The sequence below is a fragment of the Microbacterium sp. BWR-S6Y genome, assembly GCF_041379845.1.
Taxonomy (GTDB): domain Bacteria; phylum Actinomycetota; class Actinomycetes; order Actinomycetales; family Microbacteriaceae; genus Microbacterium; species Microbacterium hydrothermale.
The window spans coordinates 506,657-528,087 of sequence record NZ_JBFECV010000002.1; the positions used below are offsets into that span (position 1 = coordinate 506,657).

Annotated in this window: 21 protein-coding genes; 14 read left to right on the forward strand and 7 right to left on the reverse strand. The window is 71.8% G+C overall.

Going from position 1 to position 21,431, the window contains the following annotated elements; all coding sequences use genetic code 11:
• Window positions 1–67 precede the first annotated feature (67 nt).
• The gene (locus tag AB1K56_RS06345; RefSeq protein WP_371204966.1) at window positions 68–1,462 is read right to left on the reverse strand and encodes an aspartate aminotransferase family protein; all 1,395 of its coding nucleotides are present in this window, start codon (window positions 1,460–1,462) and stop codon (window positions 68–70) included.
• Entirely contained in the window at window positions 1,459–1,929 is a 471-nt protein-coding gene (locus tag AB1K56_RS06350; RefSeq protein WP_076674833.1) for an Lrp/AsnC family transcriptional regulator, read from the reverse strand. Before AB1K56_RS06350 ends, AB1K56_RS06345 begins: the two co-directional genes overlap by 4 nt.
• Before the next feature lie 169 nt (window positions 1,930–2,098).
• On the opposite strand from AB1K56_RS06350, the gene AB1K56_RS06355 reads away from it, so the two are divergent.
• Both AB1K56_RS06355 and AB1K56_RS06360 read left to right on the forward strand, forming a co-directional pair.
• Window positions 2,099–3,790 (forward strand): cellulase family glycosylhydrolase, encoded by a 1,692-nt coding sequence (locus tag AB1K56_RS06355; RefSeq protein ID WP_371204967.1) that lies wholly within the window; start codon window positions 2,099–2,101, stop codon window positions 3,788–3,790.
• A gap of 100 nt (window positions 3,791–3,890) precedes the next feature.
• Window positions 3,891–5,924, forward strand: coding sequence for an ArnT family glycosyltransferase (locus tag AB1K56_RS06360; protein WP_371204968.1), 2,034 nt, complete (start codon window positions 3,891–3,893; stop codon window positions 5,922–5,924).
• Between the two features lie 244 nt (window positions 5,925–6,168).
• Here the strand turns inward: AB1K56_RS06360 and AB1K56_RS06365 are convergent, their stop codons facing one another.
• A complete protein-coding gene (locus AB1K56_RS06365; RefSeq protein ID WP_136587771.1) occupies window positions 6,169–6,969 on the reverse strand; it encodes an alpha/beta fold hydrolase in 801 nt (266 codons plus the stop codon).
• Window positions 6,970–7,025: 56 nt separating this feature from the next.
• On the opposite strand from AB1K56_RS06365, the gene AB1K56_RS06370 reads away from it, so the two are divergent.
• The 6 genes from AB1K56_RS06370 (at window position 7,026) to AB1K56_RS06395 (ending at window position 10,804) form a co-directional block, all read left to right on the forward strand.
• Window positions 7,026–7,592: a mismatch-specific DNA-glycosylase gene (locus tag AB1K56_RS06370; RefSeq protein ID WP_371204969.1), complete on the forward strand. Its 567-nt coding sequence runs from the start codon at window positions 7,026–7,028 to the stop codon at window positions 7,590–7,592.
• A complete protein-coding gene (locus AB1K56_RS06375) occupies window positions 7,589–7,984 on the forward strand; it encodes a DUF2809 domain-containing protein (protein WP_371204970.1) in 396 nt (131 codons plus the stop codon). Before AB1K56_RS06370 ends, AB1K56_RS06375 begins: the two co-directional genes overlap by 4 nt.
• 138 nt (window positions 7,985–8,122) lie before the next feature.
• Window positions 8,123–8,419 carry a DUF1905 domain-containing protein gene (locus tag AB1K56_RS06380; protein WP_136587768.1) on the forward strand — a complete coding sequence of 99 codons (297 nt, stop codon included), beginning with the start codon at window positions 8,123–8,125 and terminating at the stop codon, window positions 8,417–8,419.
• 16 nt (window positions 8,420–8,435) lie between these two features.
• Entirely contained in the window at window positions 8,436–8,939 is a 504-nt protein-coding gene (locus AB1K56_RS06385; RefSeq protein WP_371204971.1) for a prepilin peptidase, read from the forward strand.
• Window positions 8,940–9,018: 79 nt separating this feature from the next.
• Window positions 9,019–10,080, forward strand: a complete 1,062-nt coding sequence (locus AB1K56_RS06390; RefSeq protein ID WP_371204972.1) for a YihY/virulence factor BrkB family protein — start codon at window positions 9,019–9,021, stop codon at window positions 10,078–10,080.
• Window positions 10,073–10,804 carry an NAD(P)H-hydrate epimerase gene (locus AB1K56_RS06395; RefSeq protein WP_371204973.1) on the forward strand — a complete coding sequence of 244 codons (732 nt, stop codon included), beginning with the start codon at window positions 10,073–10,075 and terminating at the stop codon, window positions 10,802–10,804. Before AB1K56_RS06390 ends, AB1K56_RS06395 begins: the two co-directional genes overlap by 8 nt.
• A gap of 113 nt (window positions 10,805–10,917) precedes the next feature.
• On the opposite strand, the gene AB1K56_RS06400 is transcribed toward AB1K56_RS06395, so the two are convergent.
• Entirely contained in the window at window positions 10,918–11,673 is a 756-nt protein-coding gene (locus AB1K56_RS06400) for a glutamine amidotransferase (RefSeq protein WP_371204974.1), read from the reverse strand.
• A gap of 123 nt (window positions 11,674–11,796) precedes the next feature.
• Here AB1K56_RS06400 and AB1K56_RS06405 point away from each other — a divergent pair, with 123 nt between their 5' ends.
• Both AB1K56_RS06405 and AB1K56_RS06410 read left to right on the forward strand, forming a co-directional pair.
• Complete coding sequence (locus tag AB1K56_RS06405) at window positions 11,797–12,024, forward strand: response regulator (protein ID WP_136587764.1); 228 nt, start codon at window positions 11,797–11,799, stop codon at window positions 12,022–12,024.
• Window positions 12,021–12,665: a CYTH domain-containing protein gene (locus AB1K56_RS06410; protein WP_371204975.1), complete on the forward strand. Its 645-nt coding sequence runs from the start codon at window positions 12,021–12,023 to the stop codon at window positions 12,663–12,665. The genes AB1K56_RS06405 and AB1K56_RS06410 overlap by 4 nt, the downstream gene beginning before the upstream one ends.
• A gap of 94 nt (window positions 12,666–12,759) precedes the next feature.
• On the opposite strand, the gene lpdA is transcribed toward AB1K56_RS06410, so the two are convergent.
• Complete coding sequence (gene lpdA, locus AB1K56_RS06415; RefSeq protein ID WP_136587762.1) at window positions 12,760–14,157, reverse strand: dihydrolipoyl dehydrogenase; 1,398 nt, start codon at window positions 14,155–14,157, stop codon at window positions 12,760–12,762.
• Window positions 14,158–14,166: 9 nt separating this feature from the next.
• On the reverse strand, window positions 14,167–14,820 hold the full coding sequence (locus AB1K56_RS06420; RefSeq protein ID WP_371204976.1) for a copper resistance protein CopC: 654 nt from the start codon (window positions 14,818–14,820) through the stop codon (window positions 14,167–14,169).
• A gap of 304 nt (window positions 14,821–15,124) precedes the next feature.
• Between AB1K56_RS06420 and AB1K56_RS06425 the strand changes: the two genes are divergently transcribed.
• The 3 genes from AB1K56_RS06425 to AB1K56_RS06435 all read left to right on the forward strand — a co-directional run bounded on the left by AB1K56_RS06425 (window position 15,125) and on the right by AB1K56_RS06435 (window position 16,940).
• Window positions 15,125–15,613 carry an FHA domain-containing protein gene (locus AB1K56_RS06425; protein WP_371204977.1) on the forward strand — a complete coding sequence of 163 codons (489 nt, stop codon included), beginning with the start codon at window positions 15,125–15,127 and terminating at the stop codon, window positions 15,611–15,613.
• Complete coding sequence (locus AB1K56_RS06430) at window positions 15,613–16,299, forward strand: MerR family transcriptional regulator (protein WP_371204978.1); 687 nt, start codon at window positions 15,613–15,615, stop codon at window positions 16,297–16,299. Before AB1K56_RS06425 ends, AB1K56_RS06430 begins: the two co-directional genes overlap by 1 nt.
• A 95-nt stretch (window positions 16,300–16,394) precedes the next feature.
• On the forward strand, window positions 16,395–16,940 hold the full coding sequence (locus tag AB1K56_RS06435; RefSeq protein WP_136587758.1) for a MerR family transcriptional regulator: 546 nt from the start codon (window positions 16,395–16,397) through the stop codon (window positions 16,938–16,940).
• Between the two features lie 201 nt (window positions 16,941–17,141).
• Here AB1K56_RS06435 and AB1K56_RS06440 read toward each other — a convergent pair whose 3' ends face one another.
• Window positions 17,142–17,954: a ParA family protein gene (locus tag AB1K56_RS06440; RefSeq protein ID WP_136587757.1), complete on the reverse strand. Its 813-nt coding sequence runs from the start codon at window positions 17,952–17,954 to the stop codon at window positions 17,142–17,144.
• Between the two features lie 68 nt (window positions 17,955–18,022).
• On the opposite strand from AB1K56_RS06440, the gene AB1K56_RS06445 reads away from it, so the two are divergent.
• The gene (locus AB1K56_RS06445; protein ID WP_371204979.1) at window positions 18,023–21,430 is read left to right on the forward strand and encodes a pyruvate carboxylase; all 3,408 of its coding nucleotides are present in this window, start codon (window positions 18,023–18,025) and stop codon (window positions 21,428–21,430) included.
• The last annotated feature ends 1 nt before the right edge of the window (window position 21,431 follow it).

Genomic DNA, 21,431 nt, shown 5'->3' on the forward strand with positions numbered 1-21,431 from the left:
GCTTCGACGGGTCGGCCGAAGAGAGGGGGGAGGGATGCCGACCGTCGTGGGGTCGGCATCCCGGGCGTCACAGGCGCGTCCAGGCCTCGGTAAGTGTCGCGCGCAGGATCTGCTCGATCTCCGTGAACTCGGACGGTCCGATGGTCAGGGGCGGCGCGAGCTGAATGACGGGGTCGCCGCGGTCGTCGGCGCGGCAGTAGAGACCGGCGTCGAAGAGCGCCTTCGACAGGAATCCGCGCAGCAGGCGCTCCGACTCGTCGTCGTCGAAGGTCTCCTTCGTGACCTTGTCCTTGACGAGCTCGATGCCGAAGAAGTAGCCGTCACCGCGCACGTCGCCGACGATCGGGAGGTCGAGCAGCTTCTCCAGGGTCGAGCGGAAGACCGGGGAGTTCGTGCGGACGTTCTGCAGCAGCCCCTCCTCTTCGAACACGTCGAGGTTCTCCATCGCGACAGCGGATGACACGGGGTGCCCGCCGAAGGTGTAGCCGTGCGGGAACGACGCATCGCCGTGCGCGAACGGTTCGTACACCCGGTCGCTGACGATCGTTCCGCCCAGCGGCGAGTACCCGCTGGTCACGGCCTTGGCGAAGGTGATCATGTCGGGCTGGTAGTCGTACGCCTCGGCGCCGAAGTAGTAGCCCAGGCGGCCGAACGCGCAGATCACCTCGTCGGAGACGAGGAGCACGTCGTACTTGTCGCAGATCTCCCGCACGCGCTGGAAGTACCCGGCGGGAGCGGGGAAGCAGCCGCCCGCGTTCTGCACGGGCTCGAGGAACACCGCGGCCACCGTCTCGGGACCCTCGAACTGGATCATCTGCTCGATGCGGTCGGCGGCCCACAGCCCGAACTCCTCGGGGGTGCCGCCCCCGAAGCCGCTCTCCTCGGCCCGGTAGTAATTGGTGTTCGGCACGCGGAAGCCGCCGGGGGTGACGGGTTCGAACATGTGCTTCATCACCGGTAGGCCGGTGATGGCGAGGGCGCCTTGCGTGGTGCCGTGGTAGGCGATCGCCCGCGAGATGACCTTGTGCTTGGTGGGCTTGCCCTGCGTCTTCCAGTACTGCTTGGCGAGCTTGAACGCCGTCTCGACGGCTTCACCGCCGCCGGTGGAGAAGAAGACGTGGTTGAGGTCGCCGGGGGCGAGGTGCGCCAACCGGTCGGCCAGCTCGATCGCCGCGGGGTGGGCGTACGACCACAGCGGGAAGAACGCGAGCTCCTCGGCCTGCTTGGCCGCCGCCTGGGCGATGCGACGTCGACCGTGGCCGGCGTTGACGACGAACAGTCCCGCGAGCCCGTCGATGTAGCGCTTGCCGGTCGCGTCGAAGATGTGGTGGCCCTCGCCCTTGACGATGATGGGCACTCCGGGGCCCTCGGTCATCGTCGACTGGCGGGAGAAGTGCATCCAGAGGTGATCGCGGGCTTTCGTCTGCAGGTCGGCGTGCTGATTCGTTTCGATGAGGGTCATCGCGTTCCCCAGTTGTAGAGCTGACGGTGGAGCTTGAGATAGACGAACGTCTCGGTCGAGACGACGTCGGGAAGAGACCGGATGCGGTCGTTGAGCAGGTCGATGAGGTCGTCGTCGCTCTCGCAGACGACCTCCACGAGCAGGTCGAACGAGCCCGCCGTCGAGACCACGTAGATCACGCCCGGCAGTTCGGTCATCTGCGCGGCGACGACGCGGGTGTCGCCGGAGACGCGCACGCCGATCATCGCCTGCCGGGCGAAGCCCAATTGCAGCGGATCGGTGACCGCGACGATCTGCAGGATGCCGGCATCCTGCAGCTTCTGCACCCGCTGGCGCGTCGCGGTCTCGCTGAGACCGACGGCTTTGCCGATCTCGGCGTAGGAGCGACGGCCGTCTTCCTGCAGCTGCTCGACGATCGCCTTGGAGACGCGATCGAGGGCGGGACTGCGTTCGGCCGTGGGACTCATGATGGGCGACGGTATCAGCGCCCATACGGCTATATCAATGATGATCTCGACATTTACGGAGGCGTAACAGCGCGGAAACCGTCGTCACCGGGGGATGCCGCGCCTCTTCGGCCCGCGGAACGCGCACGCACGGGTCCCTCGCGCCGCTACGATGACCGCGGAGGTGCGGATGTCGGGGTGGCTCGAACGGTGGTCGTCTGCGCGCCGCACCGTCCGGCGTCTGACCGCCGCGGCCGCCGTCGCCGCGCTCGCCGTGACGGGGGCCGTCACCGGAGCCGTCGCCGCGCCGAACGCGACCGCCGCCACCGCCCTGCCCGGCTGGCTCTCCACCCGCGGATCGAGCATCGTCACCTCGGCGGGCACGCCGTACACGATCAAGGCCGTCGCCTGGTTCGGCATGGAGACCTCCAACTGCGCCCCGCACGGACTCTGGTCGATCTCGCTCGACGAGGGGCTGCGGTCCATCGCCGGCATGGGCTTCACGACCATCCGTCTGCCCTTCTCGAACGAGTGCCTCGCCGCGTCCTCGACGAACTCGATCAACACCTCCGTCAACGCCGATCTCGTCGGTCTCAGCCCGCTCCGGCTCATGGACACCGTGATCGCCCGCGCGAAGGGCTACGGCCTGACGGTGATCCTCGATCGTCACCGCCCCGACTCCGCCGCGCAGAGCGAGCTCTGGTACACGGGCGCCTACAGCGAGAAGCGGTGGATCGACGACTGGAAGATGCTCGCCCAGCGCTACAAGAACGAGCCCGCCGTCATCGGCGTCGACCTGCACAACGAGCCCCACGGGCCCGCCTGCTGGAACTGCGGCGACCCGGCGCGCGACTGGCGCGCGGCCGCGACGCGGGCCGGTGACGCGGTGCTGGCGGTCAACCCGAAGCTGCTGATCATCGTCGAGGGCGTCGAGCGTCAGAACGACGGTTCGAGCACGTGGTGGGGCGGCGGTCTGCGCGATGTCGGCGCGGCACCCGTCGTCCTGAAGGTGAAGAACCGCGTGGTCTACTCCCCGCACGACTACCCGGCGACGGTGCACCAGCAGTCGTGGTTCTCCGCGCCGAATTACCCCGCGAACCTCGAGTCGGTCTGGGATGCCAACTGGGGATACCTCGTGCGCAAGAACATCGCCCCGGTGCTCCTGGGCGAGTTCGGGACGAAGCTCGAGACCGACAGCGACAAGGCCTGGATGACGACGCTCGTCGCCTACCTGGCCAAGACGAAGATCAGTTACGCCTACTGGTCGTTCAACCCGAACAGCGGCGACACCGGCGGACTCGTCACCGACGACTGGAGGACGCTGCAGAAGGCCAAGCTCGCGGCGCTGCGACCGATCCTCGCCCCGGTCGCGGTGCCCACGCCGAAGCCGACCGCCAGCCCTTCGGCCTCGCCGAAGCCGAGCACGTCGCCCAAGCCGAGCACGTCGCCGAAGCCGACCGCGAGCCCCTCGTCGACGCCGAAACCCTCGTCGTCGTCGAAACCGAGCACCTCGCCCAAGCCGAGCGCAAGTCCGTCGGCCTCGCCCAAGCCCACCGCGTCGACCTCTCCGAAGCCCTCGACGCCCGCGAGCCTCTCGGCGACCTGGGTGCCCCAGAACGCCTGGGGAGAGGGTTACGTGGCCGAGCTCTCGCTGACGGCCGGCGCGGCCGTGAAGGCGTGGTCGGTGTCGTTCGAGGCCCCGGGCACCACCGCGGTCACGAACGCGTGGGGGATGTCCTGCGCCCTGAGCGGGACCACCGTGACGTGCACGGGAACCGAGTGGGCGGCCTCCCTCGCCCCCGGGCAGAACGTGCGGGTGGGTCTGCAGGCCGCGGCCACGCGCGCGCCGACGACCCCGCGTCTCTCCGTCTCGGCATCCTGAGCCTCCGACGTCTTCCGACGCCCGCCGGGGCGCGAATTCCATCGCTCACGCATAAGCGGCGTGAGGGTTCGTCGAGGGGAGCGCTGCGTACGCTGCGCGGGTGACTGCCGTACTGATGCCCGCCTCGACCCCCGCCGTCTCCTCCCGGACCGCGCGTCGACGTCCCGGTGCGTGGACCCTCGGCCTCCTCGCGATCGGCCTGTCGGCGCTGGTCCTGACGGGGTGGCAGGTGTGGGCGGGCGCGCCGAGCGAGTACTACGCCTCGATCGCGCTGTCGATGAGCAGGTCGTGGTCGAACTTCTTCTTCGGCGCCGTGGACCCCGCCGGCACCGTGACCCTCGACAAGATCCCGGGGTCGTTCTGGGTCCCGGCCCTGTTCGTCCGCGCCTTCGGATACTCGGCCTGGGCGGTGATCCTGCCGAACGCTCTCGCCGCGGTCGGGGCCGCCCTCATCACGGCCGTGACCGCGAGACGACTCGCCGGTGTGCGCGCGGGACTGTTCGCCGGGGCGATCGTCGCGGTGACCCCGATCCTCGTCGCGGTCGCCCGCTCGAACCAGCCGGAGACCTTCTTCGTGCTCGGTCTCTCGCTCAGCGCCTACGCCGCGGTGAGGGCGATCCAGCAGCGCAGCCTCGGCTGGCTGGTGGGCGCCGGAGCCCTGGTGGGGGTGTCGTTCCAGTTCTACATGCTCGAGGCGTGGGCGGTCTGGCCCGCGCTCGCGGCGGCGTACCTCGTCACCCGGCAGTCGTGGGCCCGGCGGCTCGGGCATCTCGTCGCGGCCGGGGTCGTGAGCCTCGCGGCGTCGCTGTGGTGGGTCGTGATCGTCTCGCTGATTCCCGCCGGCAGTCGCCCGTACATCGGCAGCACGCTGTCGAACGACCCGTGGGAGATGGTCTTCGGCTACAACGGCCTGGGCCGCTTCAGCGCCACGAGCGACAGCACCGCGTACGAGTCGTTCACGCCGCCGTTCTCGGGCGACCCGGGCGTGCTGCGGTTGTTCAACGCGCAGCTCGCCGGGCAGGTGGCGTGGCTCATCCCCGCCGCTGTCGTGGGGATCGCGGTGCTGTGGATGCTGCGGTTCCCCCGCCCCGCGACGGTGCTGCTGACGGTGTGGACCGCGACGTTCGCCGCGATGTTCTCGGCCGTGGCCGGAATGCACCAGTTCTACACCGCGGCGCTGGCCGTTCCCCTCGGTCTCGTCGTGGCGACGGCGCTGGCCGCCGCCCACCGCGCGGGCCGAGCCTGGCCGCAGGTGGCGATCGTGGGCGTGGCCGGGGCGACCGCGCTCGGCATCGGACTCGCCTCGGGCGGTTACAGCGTGCCGGTCGCGATCGTGCAGGCCGTGGCGGCCGCCGTGGCGATCGCCCTGCTTCTGCTCCGCCGCGGTTCGGGGGTCGTGACCACGGTGTTCGTCCTGGTCGGGCTGCTGTTGACCCCGGCCGTGTGGTCGGCGGTGACCGTCGCGCACCCCAATTCGATCAACCCCGTCGCGGGAGGCGTCTCGGAGATGTCGGGCGGCGGTTTCGGCGGGGGAGGGATGCCGGGAGCGGGCCGCGGGGCCGCGGGCTCGGGCGCGTTCCCGGGCGGGGGTGCGGCGGCGGGCGGCAGCGCGCAGGGCGGGTCGGCGCTGGGCGGTAGCGCGCAGGGCGGCTTCGGGTCGGGCTCGAGGCCCGGCGGGTCGTCGGTGCGCGACGGGGCCGGGCGCGCGGCCGGCGACGGTGGCGCGAGCCGCGGCGGAGGGACCGGTGCGGGCTTCGGTGCCGGAGCCTCGACCGCCGACACCGCGCTGATCGCCTGGCTCGAACAGAACGCCGCGGGATCGACCTACCTCGCCGCGACCTTCGGGGCGCAGTCCGCGGCATCCCTCATCGTCGCGAGCGACGGAGGGTCGTTCCTGCCCATCGGCGGATTCAACGGAACGGATGCCGTGCCCGCCCTCGACGCGTTCATCGCGCTCGTGAAGGCGGGAGAGGTGCGCTACGTCATCGAGGGGCAGGAGCGCGGCGGCGGCGGTTTCGGGGCGTCGGGTACGTCGAGCTCGACCTCGACCACGTCGGCGCAGATCCGCGAGTGGGTCGGGCAGAACTGCGCGATCGACACCAGCGTCCCCTCGACGGTCTACGCCTGCGGCTGAGGTCCCGGCGCGCACTCCCGGGCTCGCCCGCTCGCGCGCCCGTCCGGCACTCGCGTGCGCCCGCGTGCCCGTCCCGGTCCCCGCGTGCACCCACGCGCGCGTCTCGGCGCCCGCGTGCGCTCACGCGCGCGGCGTCGAGTGTCCATGACACCCGGAGCGCGGGGAAGCGCGGGGGAGCGTGCGACCGCCCGGGCGCCCCGGACACTCGGCGGGGAAGATGCGCCGGGGAGCGCGGGTGTGCGCGTCAGCCGCGACCGCGGCCGAGGAATTCGAGCCCGGCCTCGCGGAACGCGCGCGCCCCGGGGGCGTTCACGTGGTGGCGGCCGGGGATGTCGGCGAACTCCCCGCGCGGGAGCAGCCCCGCCAGGTGCGCCGACTGGTCGTGGATCGGGTCCTCGGTCCCGGTCGCGATCAGCACGGGCTGCTGCGGGGGAGTCTCGGGGTCGGGATCGGTCTCGCCGAGCCGCATCCCCTCGGCGATCGCGACGAGGGCGCGCAGGTCGTTGCCCGGGACGCGCTCGGCGAGCGAGACGTAGCGCTGGGTGGTGGCATCCTGAACGGGCTCGCCGTGATCGAGGAACGCCCGCGCCTGCTCGACCTTCAACCGCGCGAGGGGACGACCGTCGGGGATGCCGCCGAGCACGGCGCGCTCGACGTGCTCGGGCGCGTCGACGGCGAGCTGCCAGCCCACGCGTCCGCCGAGCGAGTAGCCGAGGTAACGCACCTGGTCGACGAGGTAGGTGTCGAGCACGGCGACGAGGTCGGACACGAGGGTCGGCATCGTGTACGACGCGGCGTCGTGGGGCTTCTCGCTCGCCCCGTGTCCGCGCTGGTCGACGGCGATCACGCGGAAGCCGGCGCGCAGCAGGTCGCGCACCCACCCGGTGTTGACCCAGTTGTCGCGCGTGCTCGATCCGAACCCGTGCACGCACAGCACCGGATCGGCCTCGGGATCGCCCCACGAGTACGTGGCGAGGCGCACGTTGTCGCCGACGATGACGAACTGCGCGGGAGGGACCTCGGTGAGGGCGGGCACGGCATCCATTCCTCCGATCCTGGCAGAATTCCGGGGCCGCCCCGGGAAGTGGTCATAGTGGTCTCATGGGTTTCACGCGCGCCGAACTCGAGTCCTTCCGGGATGCCACGGTGCCCGATCTCGTGGAACCCGGGGTGCGCCTGTTGTTCGTCGGCATCAACCCCGGGCTGTGGACCGCCGCGACGGGGACCCCGTTCGCTCGACCGGGCAACCGCTTCTGGCCGGCCCTCGTGGAGGCGGGGATCCTGCCGCACGCCCCGGCCTACTCGGCGCCGCTCGGGGAGGCCGATCGGCGCCTGGTGTTCGACGCGGGCATCGGGGTGAGCAATCTCGTCGCGCGCGCCACGGCCCGTGCCGACGAGCTGTCCCGCGACGAGCTGCGCGCCGGCGCCTCGGCCCTCGCGCGCCGCGTCGCCGCGTGGAACCCTCGCGTGGTCGCCGTGGTGGGCCTGACCGCCTACCGTCAGGGGTTCGATCGGCCGAAAGCCGTCGCGGGGAGGCAGAGCGAGGCGATCGCGGGGTGCGAGACGTGGGTCCTGCCGAACCCGAGCGGCCTGAACGCGCACGACACGGTCGCGACCCTCGCCGCCGCGTACGCGGCCCCCGCGCGCGCCGCCGGGCTGATCCGATGACGCGGCGGATCGCGGCCCTCGTCGCCCTCGCCGCAGTGATCGCCGCGGGCCTCGCCGTGCACCGGTTGCTGCCGTCGTCGGTGGCGTCCGACGTGAGCGGCGACGCGCTCTACGCCGTCGCGGCGTACAGCGGACTCGTGCTGCTGCTCCCGCGCGCGCCGCGGCCGGTGCCGGCCGCCGGCGCCGCGCTGTGGTGCATCGGCGTGGAGCTGCTGCAGCTCACCGGGATCCCGCTCGCCCTCGCGGAACGGATGCCGATCGCCGCCCTCGTGCTCGGCTCGGGCTTCGACGCGCGCGATCTCGTCGTGTACGTGCTCGCGGTGGCGAGCGCGATGGGGATCGATCACGCGGTGGGGACCCGGCGGCGAGCGGAACGCGCCGCGCCGCGGTGACGGCGGGCGCGCCTCCACCGACGCGGCGCCGGGCGGGAGCACCCCCCCGTGGCGCACGGCTCCTCCCCGGGGACGGATGCCGCGCCGCTCGCGCGCTCGGGGGTAGCGTGACGGTTCGGCGAGAAGGGGAGGATCCGCGTGATCGTGCAGTTCGAGGGCGTCGTGTTCCGGTGGGAGGCCCGCAGCGACAGCGACTGGTACTTCGTCGCCCTGCCGCCCGTGCTCAGCGACGACATCCGTGAGACGCAGACCTTCCGCCGCGGCTTCGGCGGAGTCCGCGTCGACGCCGTCATCGGGGCGACGGCCTTCCGCACCTCGATCTTCCCCCAGGCCGGTGGGGTGTACGTCCTCCCTCTCAAGCGCGCCGTCCGCGACGCGGAGGGCATCGATCCGGGCGCGACGGTCGTCGTCGAGCTCGTCGTCCTGGACGCGTGAGGCCGCGACGGTGGGGGTGCATGCCGTCGCTGCCGTGCTGACGGCCGGGTCGCGGCCCGGGGAGCCGCAGGCCGCGGCGGCGTACGCCCTGTTCGCCGTGGTGAGCGTCGTTCTCGCGGTGATCGACGTGCGCCAGCACCGGCTGCCTGACGCCGTGGTCCTTCCCGCGACCGTGTCGGGGGTCGTGCTGCTGTCGCTCGCCGCGGCGGCGACCGGTCGACCGGAACGCGCGACGGAGGTCGCCCTCGGGGCGGCGGGGGCGTTCGCGGCGTGCCTGCTCCTCCACCTCGCCCGCCTCGGGGCCTTCGGGGGCGGAGACGTCAAACTCGCCGGTCTCGTCGGAGCGCACCTCGGCTGGTGGGGCTTCGAGGCCGTGGCATCCGGGATGGGCGTCGGCTTCCTGGCCGCGGGGGTCGCCGCGGTGGGTGTGCTGGCCGCGGGGGGCCGCGGAGTCGATCTGCCGCTCGGTCCGTTCCTGCTCGGGGGCGCCTGGGCGCAGATCCTGGCGCGGGCCGGTTAGGAGACGCCCGCCCTGTCGCGCGACGCGCGGGCGATCAACCCCGCCGGGCCTCGCCCGCCCGCCCGGATACCCTGACCCCATGGCCGACCTCATCCGTCGCGTCACCGCGTGGGCCCTGTCGCTCCGCCTCGTGCGCGCCTTCCTCGTCTACTCGGGGGCACGCGGCCCCATGCTCGCCGACAGCGTCACCTACCGCACGCTGTTCAGCCTGTTCGCCGCGGTTCTCATCGGCTTCTCGTTCGCCGCGGTCTGGCTCTCGGGCAATCCCGACGCCTTCGCCGCCCTCGAGCGCTCGGTCAACAACGTTGTCCCCGGTCTCGTCGGATCCGACGGCCTCCTCGACGTCAGCGCGATCAGCGCGCCCCGGGAGTTCACCGTCGCCGGCGTCATCGGAACCATCGGTCTCATCGGCGCGGCGATCGGTGCGATCGGTTCGCTGCGCTCCGCGCTGCGCCAGATCGCGGGGGTCACCACCGACGACACGCTCCCCGTGCTCGTCATCCTGCGCAACCTCGCCGTCGCCGCGGGGATCGGCGTGGCCCTCGTGGGGGCCGCAGTCGTGACCTTCCTCGCGACCGCCGGTCTCACCTTCGTGCGCGAACTCCTCGGCATCTCGGCCGACTCGTGGGTCACGGCGGTGCTGACGTGGCTGCTGTCGACGGTCGTCGTGCTGGCGCTCGACACCGCCGCGGTGGCCGTGGCTTTCGCCGCGCTGTCGGGAGTCAAGACCCGACGCCGCACGCTCGTGCGCGGCGCCCTGCTCGGCGGCATCGGCCTGGTCGTGCTGCAGCAGTTGTCGGGGCTCTTCGTCGGCGGAGCCGGCAACAACCCCCTCCTGACCACCTTCGCCTCCCTCATCGCCCTCCTGCTGTGGCTCAACCTCTCGAGCCAGGTCATCCTCATCTCGGGGGCGTGGATCACCGTCGCCACCGAGGAGGACCACGACCGCGTCCGCGCCAAGTACGGCGCCTCCACGATGATCCAGTTCCGCGTCCGCCGGGCCGAGAAGGCCGTGCGCGCCGCGACCGGGGAGCTCGAGGCGGCGCGAGCGGCGGAGCGCAAGGAGCGCGAGACCCTCGCCGCGAACGACCCCGCCGCCGCGCAGCGTGAGGACCAGGCCGAGGCGGACTCCCGTGTCTGACACCGCGCCCCGCCCCGCGCGCGTCTCGGCGTACACCGCCGACGCCGTCCGTGCGGCCGAAGCGCCCCTCCTTGCCGAGGGGCGACCGCTCATGCGCTGGGCCGCGCACGCCCTCGCCGAGGTCGTGGCCGCGGAGCGCCGTGACGCACCGGGCCCGATGCTGGTGCTCGCCGGGGCCGGAGACAACGGTGCAGACGCGCTCTACGCGGCCGCCGAGCTCGCGGCGGCCGGGGGCGACAGGGTCGACATCGTGCTCGTCCGCGACCGCGTGCACCGCGCCGCTCTCGACGCCGCCGTCGCCGCGGGGGCGACCGTGCGGCAGACCTCGGAGGTCTGCGGAGCGATCGACGATTACGCGCTCGTACTCGACGGCATCCTGGGCATCGGTCGCCTGGCGGATCGGCGGCTGCGCGGCAGCGCGCGCGCCGTGGTCGAGTGCCTGCGGGCCCGCCCCTCGCTCCCGCGGGTCGTGGCGGTCGACGTGCCCAGCGGTCTCGACCCCGACGACGGATCAGCGGATGCCGCGGTGCTCCCCGCCGACGTCACCGTCACGTTCGGCGCGCTCAAGGCCGGCCTCGTGCGCGGTCGCGGGCCCGCCCTCGCGGGGCGCGTGCATCTCGTCGACCTCGGCCTGGAGCCGTACCTGCGGCTCGCCCATCCGGCGGTGACCGCCGCGATCGGGGTCGTGCGGATGCCCTCGCCCGGGGCGCTCACGGAGCACTGAGGCCGCGGGCCGTGCCGGGGTGCGCGGCGCGGGTCCCGGGGTGCGGTTTCCGGGGTGCGCGTGTCGGCGCGCCGGTGACCCGCCTGCCGTCCGGGTACGGCGGTCGACGCGGTTCAGCGCGCGTAGCGCTCGACGAACGTGCGCAGCAGGCGGGAGGGCGCCGTCACCGGAGCGCGACGCACGGCGGCCAGCGTCAGGTCGAGTTCGTCGGCGCCGAAGTAGCCGTAGCCGGCGTAGGCGTGGATGCGGGTGACGATCCCGTCGACGTCGAGCTCGGGGTGGAACTGGGTCGCGTAGACGTTGCGACCGAGGCGGAACATCTGCACGGGGCACGTGGGCGACGACGCCAACAGGGTGGCCGAGGGCGGCAGCGCGCTGATCGCCTCTTTGTGCCCCACGAAGGCGGAGAAGGTCGCGGGCATCCCCGCGGTGAGCGGGTCGTCGCGTCCCGCGTCCGTCAGCGAGACCTCGACGACGCTGATCGGCTCGGCGTAGGTGCCGTCGATCGGAGCGCCCAGGTGGGTGCCGAGGGTGCCGACGCCGTAGCACGCGCCGAGGAAGGGCGCATCGCGCTCGACCACCTCGGCGACGAGCTGCGCCATCTCGGCCTCGACGCGTCGCTGCACGGCGGACTTCCGCTCGAGCGGATCGGAGGCGTTGAACGGGCTCCCGCCCACGAGCACGCCCGACACCGCGTCGAGGTCGATGGCCGGCATCGGCTCGCGCTCGAGGCGCACGCGCCTCAGCCGCTCGGGCGGCAGACCGGTGTAGCGCAGGAAGAGCGCGTACTCCTCGTCGGCGGGACCGTCTTCGGCCCGCGTCGCGAGCAGCACGAAGGGGCGGTCACCGGGCAGGTCCGTCGAACTCACCCCGCGAGTCTAGGCGGGCGGATCCCCGGCCCGGCAGTCGGCGCGGCCGCGGGGGATCGGCGCGAGGCGCCGCGCGGTGTCAAGTCACCGGGCGGTGTCGGGGACGCGGTCTACGCTGGCGGCATGGCTATTGCACGACTGACCGGAGGCCCGCTCGACGGGCAGGTGATCCCGCTCGAGAACGAGTCCGACGACACGCTGATCATGCCCTACAGCGAGGGTCAGCTGGTCTACCGCCGCGAGGGCGAGCCCACGAACACCGGAGACGCCGACGGCCCCACCCAGGCCGTCTTCGCGTTCGCCGAAGAGACCGAAGACATCAATCCCGACGCCGACGGACGCGACGATTGAGCGCAGGCCCGAGCGGGTCGTCGAGCGTCGAGGTCGAGGCGAAGTACGACGTCGACGACGACACGCCACTGCCCGACTGGTCGGCCCTCCCGGGAGTGACGCGGATCGGCGAGCCCGAACCGCGTGACCTCGACGCCCGTTACCTCGACACCCCCACGGCCGAGCTGGCCCGCGCGGGCGTGGCGGTGCGGCGGCGCCTGGGCGGCCCCGACGCCGGGTGGCACGTGAAGGGACCCGCCGAGGGCGGGGGACGCACCGAGACGCAGTGGCCTCTCGAGGACGACGTCGACCCCGACGCCGACCCGGTGGTCCCCGCCGCCGTTCAGGATGCCGTCGCGTCGATCGCCCGGCCGCCCTTCACCGCTCTCGCCCGCGTGCGCAATCACCGCACCGCGTACTCCCTCCAGGATGCCGAGGGGCGCGAGGTGGCGGAATTCGTCGACGATCGCGTGCGCGCGCGTGACGAGCGGCGCGATGAGGAATCGTCATGGCGCGAGTGGGAGGTCGAGCTCGGGCCGGCCGCCCCGCAGGACGAGGCCGGCCGCACGGCCTTCTTCGCCGCTGTCGACGCCGCCGTGTTCGCCGCGGGAGGCCGCCCCGCGGCGTCCGGATCGAAACTGGCCCGGACCCTCGGTCGCTGACCCGCAGGTCGCTGACTCCGCAGGTCGCTGGCTCCGCCGACACGCATAAGGCCCGCCCGGTCGAACCGGGCGGGCCTTGTGCGTCGTGCGGGGATCAGAGGTTGATCATGTGCCCCGCGAGGCCGTGGAACGCCTCCTGCAGACCCTCCGACAGCGTCGGGTGGGTGTGCACGTTGCGAGCGGCCTCGAGCGCGGTGAGGTCCCACTTCTGCGCGAGGGTGAGCTCGGGCAGGAGTTCGGAGACGTCGGGGCCGATGAGGTGGCCGCCGATGAGTTCGAGGGTTTCGGCGTCGGCGACGAGCTTGACGAAGCCGACGGGCTCGCCGAGGCCGTTGGCCTTGCCGTTGGCCGAGAAGGGGAACTTCGCGACCTTGATGTCGTGGCCGGCGTCGCGGGCCTGCTGCTCGGTGAGGCCGAAGGAGGCGACCTGCGGGTTGCAGAAGGTGGCGCGCGGCATGTTGCGGTAGTCGCCGAGGGTCTGGGTCTCGGCGTTTCCGATGGTCTCGGCGGCGACGACGCCCTGCGCTTCGGCGACGTGGGCGAGCTGCAGCTTCGCGGTGACGTCGCCGATGGCGTAGATGTGGGGGACGTTGGTGCGCATGTGGTCGTCGATGTCGATCGCGCCGCGCTCGGTGAGCTTCACGCCGGTGTTCTCGAGACCGAAGCCGTCGACCTTGGGGGCGAAGCCGATCGACATGAGCACGCGGTCGGCGTCGATCGAGCCGGTCTGCCCGTCCTTGGCGGTGTAGGCGACGGTGACCTTGTCGCCGTGGTCGGTGACGGAGTCGACCTTGGTGGAGGTGAGGATGTCGACGCCGTAGCCCTTGTACTGCTTCTGGATCTCCTTGGACACCTCGGCGTCCTCGTTGGGCAGGGCCCGGTCGAGGAATTCGATGATCGTGACCTTCACGCCGTAGTTGGTCATGACGTACGCGAATTCCATGCCGATGGCGCCGGCGCCGACGATGACGATCGAGGAGGGCAGTTCGCGGGTGAGGATCTGCTCTTCGTAGGTGACGACGTTCTCGCTGAGGGTGACCCCGGGGAGCAGGCGCACGGTGGAGCCGGTGGCGATGATGACGTTGTCGAAGGTGACCTGCTCCTTGGAGCCGTCGGTCTTGGTCACCTCGATGGTGTGGTCGTCGGCGAAGTATCCGCGGCCCTCGTACTCGGTGACCTTGTTCTTCTTCATCAGGTAGTGGATGCCCTTGACGTGCCCGGCGGCGACGCTGCGGGAGCGGTCGAAGGCCTTGCCGAAGTCGAAGGAGACCTCGCCGGAGATGCCGAACAGGTCGGCCTTGGCGTGGAAGGTGTGCGCGAGGTCGGCGTTGCGCAGGAGGGCCTTGGAGGGGATGCAGCCGACGTTGAGGCAGACACCGCCCCAGTACTTCTCTTCGACGATCGCGACCGACAGTCCGAGCTGTGCGCCGCGGACGGCGGCGACGTACCCGCCGGGACCCGCACCAAGAATGACCAGATCGTAATGAGGCATGGTTCCAGCCTATCGCCCGGTGGTGCCGCCACCGGCGGTGTTCCGGCGTCCGCGCGAGGCGAACACGTAGACGAGAACCCCGGCCACGATCACGAGGGCGACCGCCAGCAGGATCCACGGCAGCGGGGAGGCGTTCGACGCCTCCTCGGCGGGGGCGGGGGAGGGCGCGGCCGTCTCGACGGGCGCCGCCGGCGCGGAGGCGGACGCGGAGGGGGATGCCGCTGCCGATGACGTCGTCGACGGCGAGGAGGTCGGCGTCGGGGCCGCCTCGGGAACGGTGAAGGCGAAGGAGCCGTCGATGGGGTGCCCGTCGCTGGAGACCACGCGCCACTTCACGGTGACGGCACCGGATGCCGGCCCCGCCAGCGCCTGGGTGACCTCGGTGCCGGACGGCTCGGGGGCGCCGTTCGTCAGCGACGCCCCGGTCGCGTCCGTGACCTCGATGACGGTGGCGCCCGGGTCGGTGAGCACCTCGGCGCTGAAGGTGAGGGTGATCTGCGAGGGGAGCGCCTCGAGGACCGCATCGGCGGTCGGGTCGGTCGCGACCAGTTCGTCGTGGGCCGAGGCCGGGGCCGCGGGCACGAGGAGGACGACGGCGGCCAGGAGCGCGGCGGCCAGGGCGGCGGGGAGGGTGCGCCGGCGCGGCGCCAGGAGGGACGTCATGCTCCGACCCTAACCAGCGGCGCTGACAGGGGGCCTCGGGTGGGCGTTCGAGGCGGCCCGCGCGCCCGTCGGATCGCGCTCCGCGGCCCGTGCGCGCGTTTCACCCGCGCCTTCTCGCGTCACCGGACTCGACACGACGGACCCCGGGTCGATAGGTTCGAGTGTCTCGTCGGCCGTCCCGCGCCCCGAACCGCGGTGTCCGGTGTCGACGAAATCAGACACATCACGCATCACCATGGCCCGCGCGCGGTCGGCCTCCGTTCGTTCTGGACCGATCGGTTATGGTGAATATGAAGGAGAAGCCGTGGACGAGACCAGCCGATTCGATCGAGACGAGATCAGACGCGCGGCCGACGCCGCCGCCCACGACCGCTCGCACGACACGACCCAGACCCACGACGCCGACCTGTCGTTCGTCCCCTTCGGAGCCGACCTCACCGAGGCGGAGCTCGAGGCGATCGACGCCCTCCCCTCGGGAGCCGCTCTGCTCATCGTGCGCTCCGGCCCCACGACGGGTGCCCGCTACCTGCTCGACACCGACATCACCACCGTCGGTCGTCACCCCGAGGCCGACCTCTTCTTCGACGACGTGACGGTGTCGCGGCGTCACGCCGAGATCATCCGCACCGGAACAGCGTTCGAGATCGTCGACCAGCGCTCGCTCAACGGCAGCTACGTCAACGGCGAGCGGGTCGATCGCTCCGCCCTCGTCAACGGCACCGAGGTGCGCATCGGAAAGTTCCGCCTCAACTTCTTCGGTTCGCCGGTCGACCTGCCCGCGGCAGAGCACTGATGGCGGCAGCCCCCTCCCGTGGTCGTCAGACGGCTGCGGGGCTGCTCAGCATCGGACAGGTGCTCGCGCGTCTGACCCCCGACTTCCCGGCGCTGACCTCGAGCAAGCTGCGGTTCCTCGAGGTGCAGGGGATCGTTTCCCCGACCCGCACGGAGTCGGGTTATCGCAAGTTCTCGCCCGCGGATCTCGAGCGCCTCCGCCTCGCCCTGACCCTTCAGCGCGACCACTACCTCCCCCTCGTCGTCATCCGGGACTACCTCGAAGACCTCGACGCCGGGCGCAACCCCGCTCCGCCCACGTCGATCCCGTCGATGACGACCGCTCCGCGCCGCTACCGCCGCGACGAGCTGCTCGCGGCGGCCGGCGCCGGCCCGCAGCTGCTCAACGACGCGGTGAGTACCGGCGTGATCGCGGGCGCGGAGACCTACTCCGAGCAGACGGTCACCCTGCTCCGCACCCTCGTCGCCCTCGACCGGCACGGCATCGAACCGCGCCACGTGCGGGGCCTCCGCCAGAGCGCGGAGCGCGAGGTCGCGCTCGTCGAGTCCGCCCTGTCGGCGCTCCTGCGTCGCCCCGACGCGGCCTCGCGCGCGCGGGCGAGCGAGCTGGCGCCCGAGCTGGCGAGCCGTCTCGACGAGGTGCGTTCACTGTTCGTGCGCGACGCGATCGAGCGAATGCTGTCCTGACCGCGACACGCCGCGGCCCTCGGAGCGGATGTCATTGCCGGGGGACCCTCGCTGATCTAGCGTGGAGGAAACGAGCAGAAAAGGAGGGCGCGAGCATGAACGCTGGCGACGCAGTCGGCGAACCCCGGTTCGCCACCGACCTCCTCTTCACCGACGGTCTGCCCGAGATGGACGACGACACGGGCTACCGCGGCGCCGTCGCGGCGCGCGCCGCCGGCATCACGTACCGTCAGCTCGACTACTGGGCCCGTACCGAGCTCGTCGTCCCGACGGTCCGCGGGGCGAGCGGCTCGGGGTCGCAGCGTCTCTACGGCTTCCGCGACATCCTCGTGCTCAAGCTCGTGAAGCGCCTCCTCGACACCGGCATCTCGCTCCAGCAGATCCGCACCGCAGTCGACCAGCTCCGCGCCGCGGGCATTCGCGACCTCGCGGGCACCACGCTCATGAGCGACGGAGCCTCCGTCTACCTCTGCACCTCGAACGACGAGGTCATCGATCTCGTCAGCCGCGGCCAGGGCGTCTTCGGCATCGCGGTGGGCAAGGTCCTGCGCGAGGTCGAGTCCACGCTGGTCGACTTCGAGAAAGCGACCCCCGACGCGGTCGACGAGCTGGCCGCGCGTCGCGCCGCCCGCACCGCGTAAAGGGCCTCACTCTCTTCGGATCCCGGATGCCATGGCATCCGGGATTCTGCTTTCCCCCGAGCGAGTCGCCAGGATTCGTCGCTCCGTGGCCGCTGGAAGCGACAGATCGTGGCGAGTCACGCGCGAGGTGCCTACCCACGAAGAACGAGAGACGCCGCCCCGGCTGCGAGGCAGCGGGACGGCGTCGTCGCGAGCGCGGGGTCAGGCCTGCGGGGCCTCGTTCTCGACGGGGATGCGGCCGGTGCGGACGATCCGGTCGAGCAGGGCGTCGAAGTCGGCCGCCAGCTCCTGCGCCGAGTCTCCGGGCCACACGTGCAGCGGTTTCGCGGCGCCCTGCGCCTGCTGGAGCGAGGTGCGCTCGGGCAGCTGGGGGTTGAGCACGAGGGGGCCGAACATGTCGCGCAGCTCCTTGATGCGGAACTGGTGCTCGATCGACTGCGGGCGCACGCGGTTGACCACGACGCCGAGCGGCTGCAGACGGGGGGAGAGGCCGCGGCGGATCTCCTCGATCGCGCGGAGAGCGCGATCGGCGGCGGCGACGGAGAACAGTCCCGGCTCGGTCACGACGACCACGCGGTCGCTCGCGGCCCACGCGGTGCGCGTGAGGGCGTTGAGCGAGGGGGCGCAGTCGATGAGCACGAGGTCGTACTCGCTCTCGATGGTCGCGAGGGCCTCTTCGAGCTTCCAGACGTCGCGCACGCTCGGGTGCGGACCGTCGAAGTTGATGGCCGACGGGCTGCCGATGAGCACGTCGATGGTGCCCGGATGCACCTTCGCCCACCCGCTCGAGGTGATCGCCTGGCGGACGACCTTCTCTTTCGGGTTCGCCAGGACATCGGCGATGTTGAGCCGACCGGCGACCTGGATGTCCATCCCGGTCGACACGTCGGACTGGGGGTCGAGGTCGACGACGAGAGTGCGAACGCCACGTGCGAAGGCGGCCGAAGCCAGCCCGAGTGTCACGGTCGTCTTGCCGACCCCGCCTTTGAGAGAGCTGACGGAGAGTACGTGCACGAGAGTCCACGTTACCGTCCCCTAGGCTGTGAGCACATTCAGCCCCGCCAGCTTGACGTGAGGTGCGCATGTTCTCGAAAATCCTGGTCGCCAATCGTGGTGAGATCGCCATCCGTGCGTTCCGCGCCGCCTACGAGGTCGGAGCGCGCACCGTCGCGGTCTATCCGTACGAGGATCGGGCGTCCCTGCATCGGCTGAAGGCCGACGAGGCCTATCAGATCGGCGAACGCGGTCACCCCGTGCGCGCCTACCTCGACGTCGACGAGATCATTCGCGTCGCGCGCGAGTGCGGTGCGGATGCCATCTACCCGGGCTACGGCTTCCTCTCCGAGAACCCGGAGCTCCCCGAGAAGGCCGCGGCCCACGGCATCACCTTCATCGGTCCGCCCGCCGAGGTGCTGTCGATGGCGGGCAACAAGGTCACCGCGAAGGAGCACGCGATCTCGGCCGGTGTGCCGGTCCTGCGCTCCACGCCGGCATCCGACGACATCGACGAACTGCTCGCGCAGGCCGACGAGATCGGGTTCCCCGTGTTCGCCAAGGCCGTCGCCGGTGGTGGCGGGCGGGGAATGCGCCGCGTCGAGTCGAAGGGCGAGCTCGCCCCGGCCCTGGCCGAGGCCATGCGCGAAGCGCAGAGCGCCTTCGGCGACCCGCGGATGTTCCTCGAGCAGGCCGTGCAGCGTCCGCGTCACGTCGAGGTGCAGATCCTCGCGGATGCCACGGGCGAGACCGTCCACCTCTTCGAGCGCGACTGCTCGGTGCAGCGCCGGCACCAGAAGGTCATCGAGATCGCGCCCGCGCCGAACCTCGACGACGCGGTGCGACAGGACCTGCACCGCTACGCGGTCGCCTTCGCCCGCTCCATCGGCTACCAGAACGCCGGCACCGTGGAGTTCCTCCTCGAGACGGCGGGCCCGCGCGCGGGCGAGGTCGTCTTCATCGAGATGAACCCCCGCATCCAGGTCGAGCACACCGTGACCGAGGAGGTCACCGACGTCGACCTCGTGCAGTCGCAGATGCGCATCGCCGCGGGACAGACCCTCGCCGACCTGCACCTGCAGCAGGACGACATCCACCTGCGCGGCGCCGCCCTGCAGTGCCGCATCACGACCGAGGACCCCACGCAGGGCTTCCGCCCCGACACCGGCAAGATCACCACGTACCGCTCGCCGGGTGGCGCGGGCATCCGCCTCGACGGCGGCACGACCGCCGCGGGCTCGCAGGTGAGCCCGCACTTCGACTCGATGCTGTCGAAGCTGTCGTGCCGGGGCCGTGACTTCCCGGCCGCCGTGGCGCGCGCCCGTCGCGCCCTCGCGGAGTTCCGCATCCGCGGCGTCTCGACGAACATCCCCTTCCTGCAGGCCGTGCTCGACGACCCCGCGTTCCTCGCCGGCGACCTCAGCACGTCGTTCATCGACGAGCGCCCCGAGCTGCTGAAGGGCCGCGAGTCGAAGGACCGCGGCACGAAGATCCTCTCGTGGCTCGTCGACACCACGGTCAACCGCCCCCACGGCGAGAACCCGCTCTCGATCGACCCGGGCGCGAAGCTGCCGAAGCTCGACCTGGCCGAGGCGGCCCCCGATGGTTCGCGCCAGCGCCTGCAGCAGCTCGGCCCGGCCGGCTTCGCGGCGGCCCTGCGCGCGCAGACCGCCCTCGCCGTCACCGAGACGACGTTCCGCGACGCGCACCAGTCGCTCCTCGCCACGCGCGTGCGCACGCGTGATCTCGTTCGCGTCGCCCCCTCCGTCGCGCGGTTGACGCCCGGCCTGCTCTCGGTCGAGGCCTGGGGAGGGGCGACGTACGACGTCGCGCTGCGCTTCCTCGGCGAAGACCCCTGGGAGCGCCTCGACGCCCTGCGTCAGGCCCTTCCGAACATCGCGATCCAGATGCTGCTGCGCGGCCGCAACACGGTGGGCTACACACCCTACCCGACGGAGGTCACCGATGCCTTCGTCGCCGAGGCGGCGGCATCCGGGGTCGACATCTTCCGGATCTTCGACGCGCTCAGCGACGTCTCGCAGATGCGGCCCGCTATCGACGCGGTGCTCGCGACCGGAACCTCGGTCGCCGAGGTGGCCGTCTGCTACACCGGGGACCTGCTCGATCCGTCCGAGCAGCTGTACACGCTGGACTACTACCTGCGCCTCGCGGAGCAGATCGTCGACGCCGGGGCGCACATCCTCGCCATCAAGGACATGGCGGGCCTGCTGCGTCCGGCCGCCGCGGCGAAGCTCGTCACGGCGCTGCGCGAGCGCTTCGACCTCCCGGTCCACGTGCACACCCACGACACCGCGGGCGGACAGCTCGCCACGCTGCTCGCCGCGTCGGCGGCGGGGGCGGATGCCGTCGACGCGGCCGCCGCACCCATGGCGGGCACGACGAGCCAGCCGTCGCTGTCGGCGCTGGTCGCCGCCCTCGCCCACACCGAGCGCGACACGGGACTCGACCTCGCGGCCGTGAGCGACCTCGAGCCGTACTGGGAGGCGGTGCGACACCTGTACCGGCCGTTCGAGTCGGGTCTCGCCGGACCCACCGGTCGCGTCTACCGTCACGAGATCCCGGGCGGACAGCTGTCCAACCTGCGTCAGCAGGCGATCGCCCTGGGGCTGGCCGACGACTTCGAGCTCATCGAGGACATGTACGCCGCCGCGGACCGCATCCTCGGACGCGTGCCGAAGGTGACCCCCTCGTCGAAGGTCGTCGGCGATCTGGCCCTGCATCTCGCGGCGGTCAAGGCCGATCCGGCGGACTTCGAGCGCAACCCCGAGAAGTACGACGTGCCGGACTCGGTCGTGTCGTTCATGGCCGGAGAGCTGGGCGATCTGCCGGGCGGCTGGCCCGAGCCGTTCCGGTCGAAGGTGCTCGCGGGGCGCGATGCCAAGGCCGGCGTGACCCCGCTGTCCGCGGAGGACGCCGCAGCGCTGGCGGGCGAGTCCGCCGAGCGTCGCGCTCGCCTGAACCACCTGCTGTTCCCCGCTCCGACGCGCACGTTCCTCGAGACGCGCGAGCGGTTCGGCGACCTCAGCGTGCTCGACACGGCCGACTACCTCTACGGTCTGCGCCCGGGAGGAGAGCACACCGTCGAGATCGAGCGCGGCGTGCAACTGTTCGTGGGTCTCGAGGCGGTGGGCGACGCCGACGACAAGGGCATGCGCACGGTGATGACGACGCTGAACGGTCAGCTGCGTCCGGTCTTCGTCCGCGACCGCTCGATCGACGTCGAGGCGCGCCAGGCCGAGAAGGCCGACACCTCCAAGCCGGGTCAGGTCGCCGCCCCCTTCTCGGGCGTGGTGACCATGAAGGCCGCTCCGGGCGACCGGGTGAAGGCGGGACAGGCGGTGGCCTCGATCGAAGCGATGAAGATGGAGGCCGCCATCACCACGCCGGTCGAGGGAGTGATCGAGCGGGTCGCGATCGGGGCCACGCAGCAGGTCGAGGCCGGAGATCTTTTGCTCGTGATCCGCCCCGCGCAGTAGC

Coding starts and splice junctions, on each gene's coding strand:
- AB1K56_RS06345 (WP_371204966.1), bottom strand. CDS start 1,462: ATGACCCTCATCGAAACGAATCAGCACGCCGACCTGCAGACGAAAGCC.
- AB1K56_RS06350 (WP_076674833.1), bottom strand. CDS start 1,929: ATGAGTCCCACGGCCGAACGCAGTCCCGCCCTCGATCGCGTCTCCAAG.
- AB1K56_RS06355 (WP_371204967.1), top strand. CDS start 2,099: ATGTCGGGGTGGCTCGAACGGTGGTCGTCTGCGCGCCGCACCGTCCGG.
- AB1K56_RS06365 (WP_136587771.1), bottom strand. CDS start 6,969: ATGGATGCCGTGCCCGCCCTCACCGAGGTCCCTCCCGCGCAGTTCGTC.
- AB1K56_RS06370 (WP_371204969.1), top strand. CDS start 7,026: ATGGGTTTCACGCGCGCCGAACTCGAGTCCTTCCGGGATGCCACGGTG.
- AB1K56_RS06375 (WP_371204970.1), top strand. CDS start 7,589: ATGACGCGGCGGATCGCGGCCCTCGTCGCCCTCGCCGCAGTGATCGCC.
- AB1K56_RS06390 (WP_371204972.1), top strand. CDS start 9,019: ATGGCCGACCTCATCCGTCGCGTCACCGCGTGGGCCCTGTCGCTCCGC.
- AB1K56_RS06405 (WP_136587764.1), top strand. CDS start 11,797: ATGGCTATTGCACGACTGACCGGAGGCCCGCTCGACGGGCAGGTGATC.
- lpdA (WP_136587762.1), bottom strand. CDS start 14,157: ATGCCTCATTACGATCTGGTCATTCTTGGTGCGGGTCCCGGCGGGTAC.
- AB1K56_RS06420 (WP_371204976.1), bottom strand. CDS start 14,820: ATGACGTCCCTCCTGGCGCCGCGCCGGCGCACCCTCCCCGCCGCCCTG.
- AB1K56_RS06430 (WP_371204978.1), top strand. CDS start 15,613: ATGGCGGCAGCCCCCTCCCGTGGTCGTCAGACGGCTGCGGGGCTGCTC.
- AB1K56_RS06435 (WP_136587758.1), top strand. CDS start 16,395: ATGAACGCTGGCGACGCAGTCGGCGAACCCCGGTTCGCCACCGACCTC.
- AB1K56_RS06445 (WP_371204979.1), top strand. CDS start 18,023: ATGTTCTCGAAAATCCTGGTCGCCAATCGTGGTGAGATCGCCATCCGT.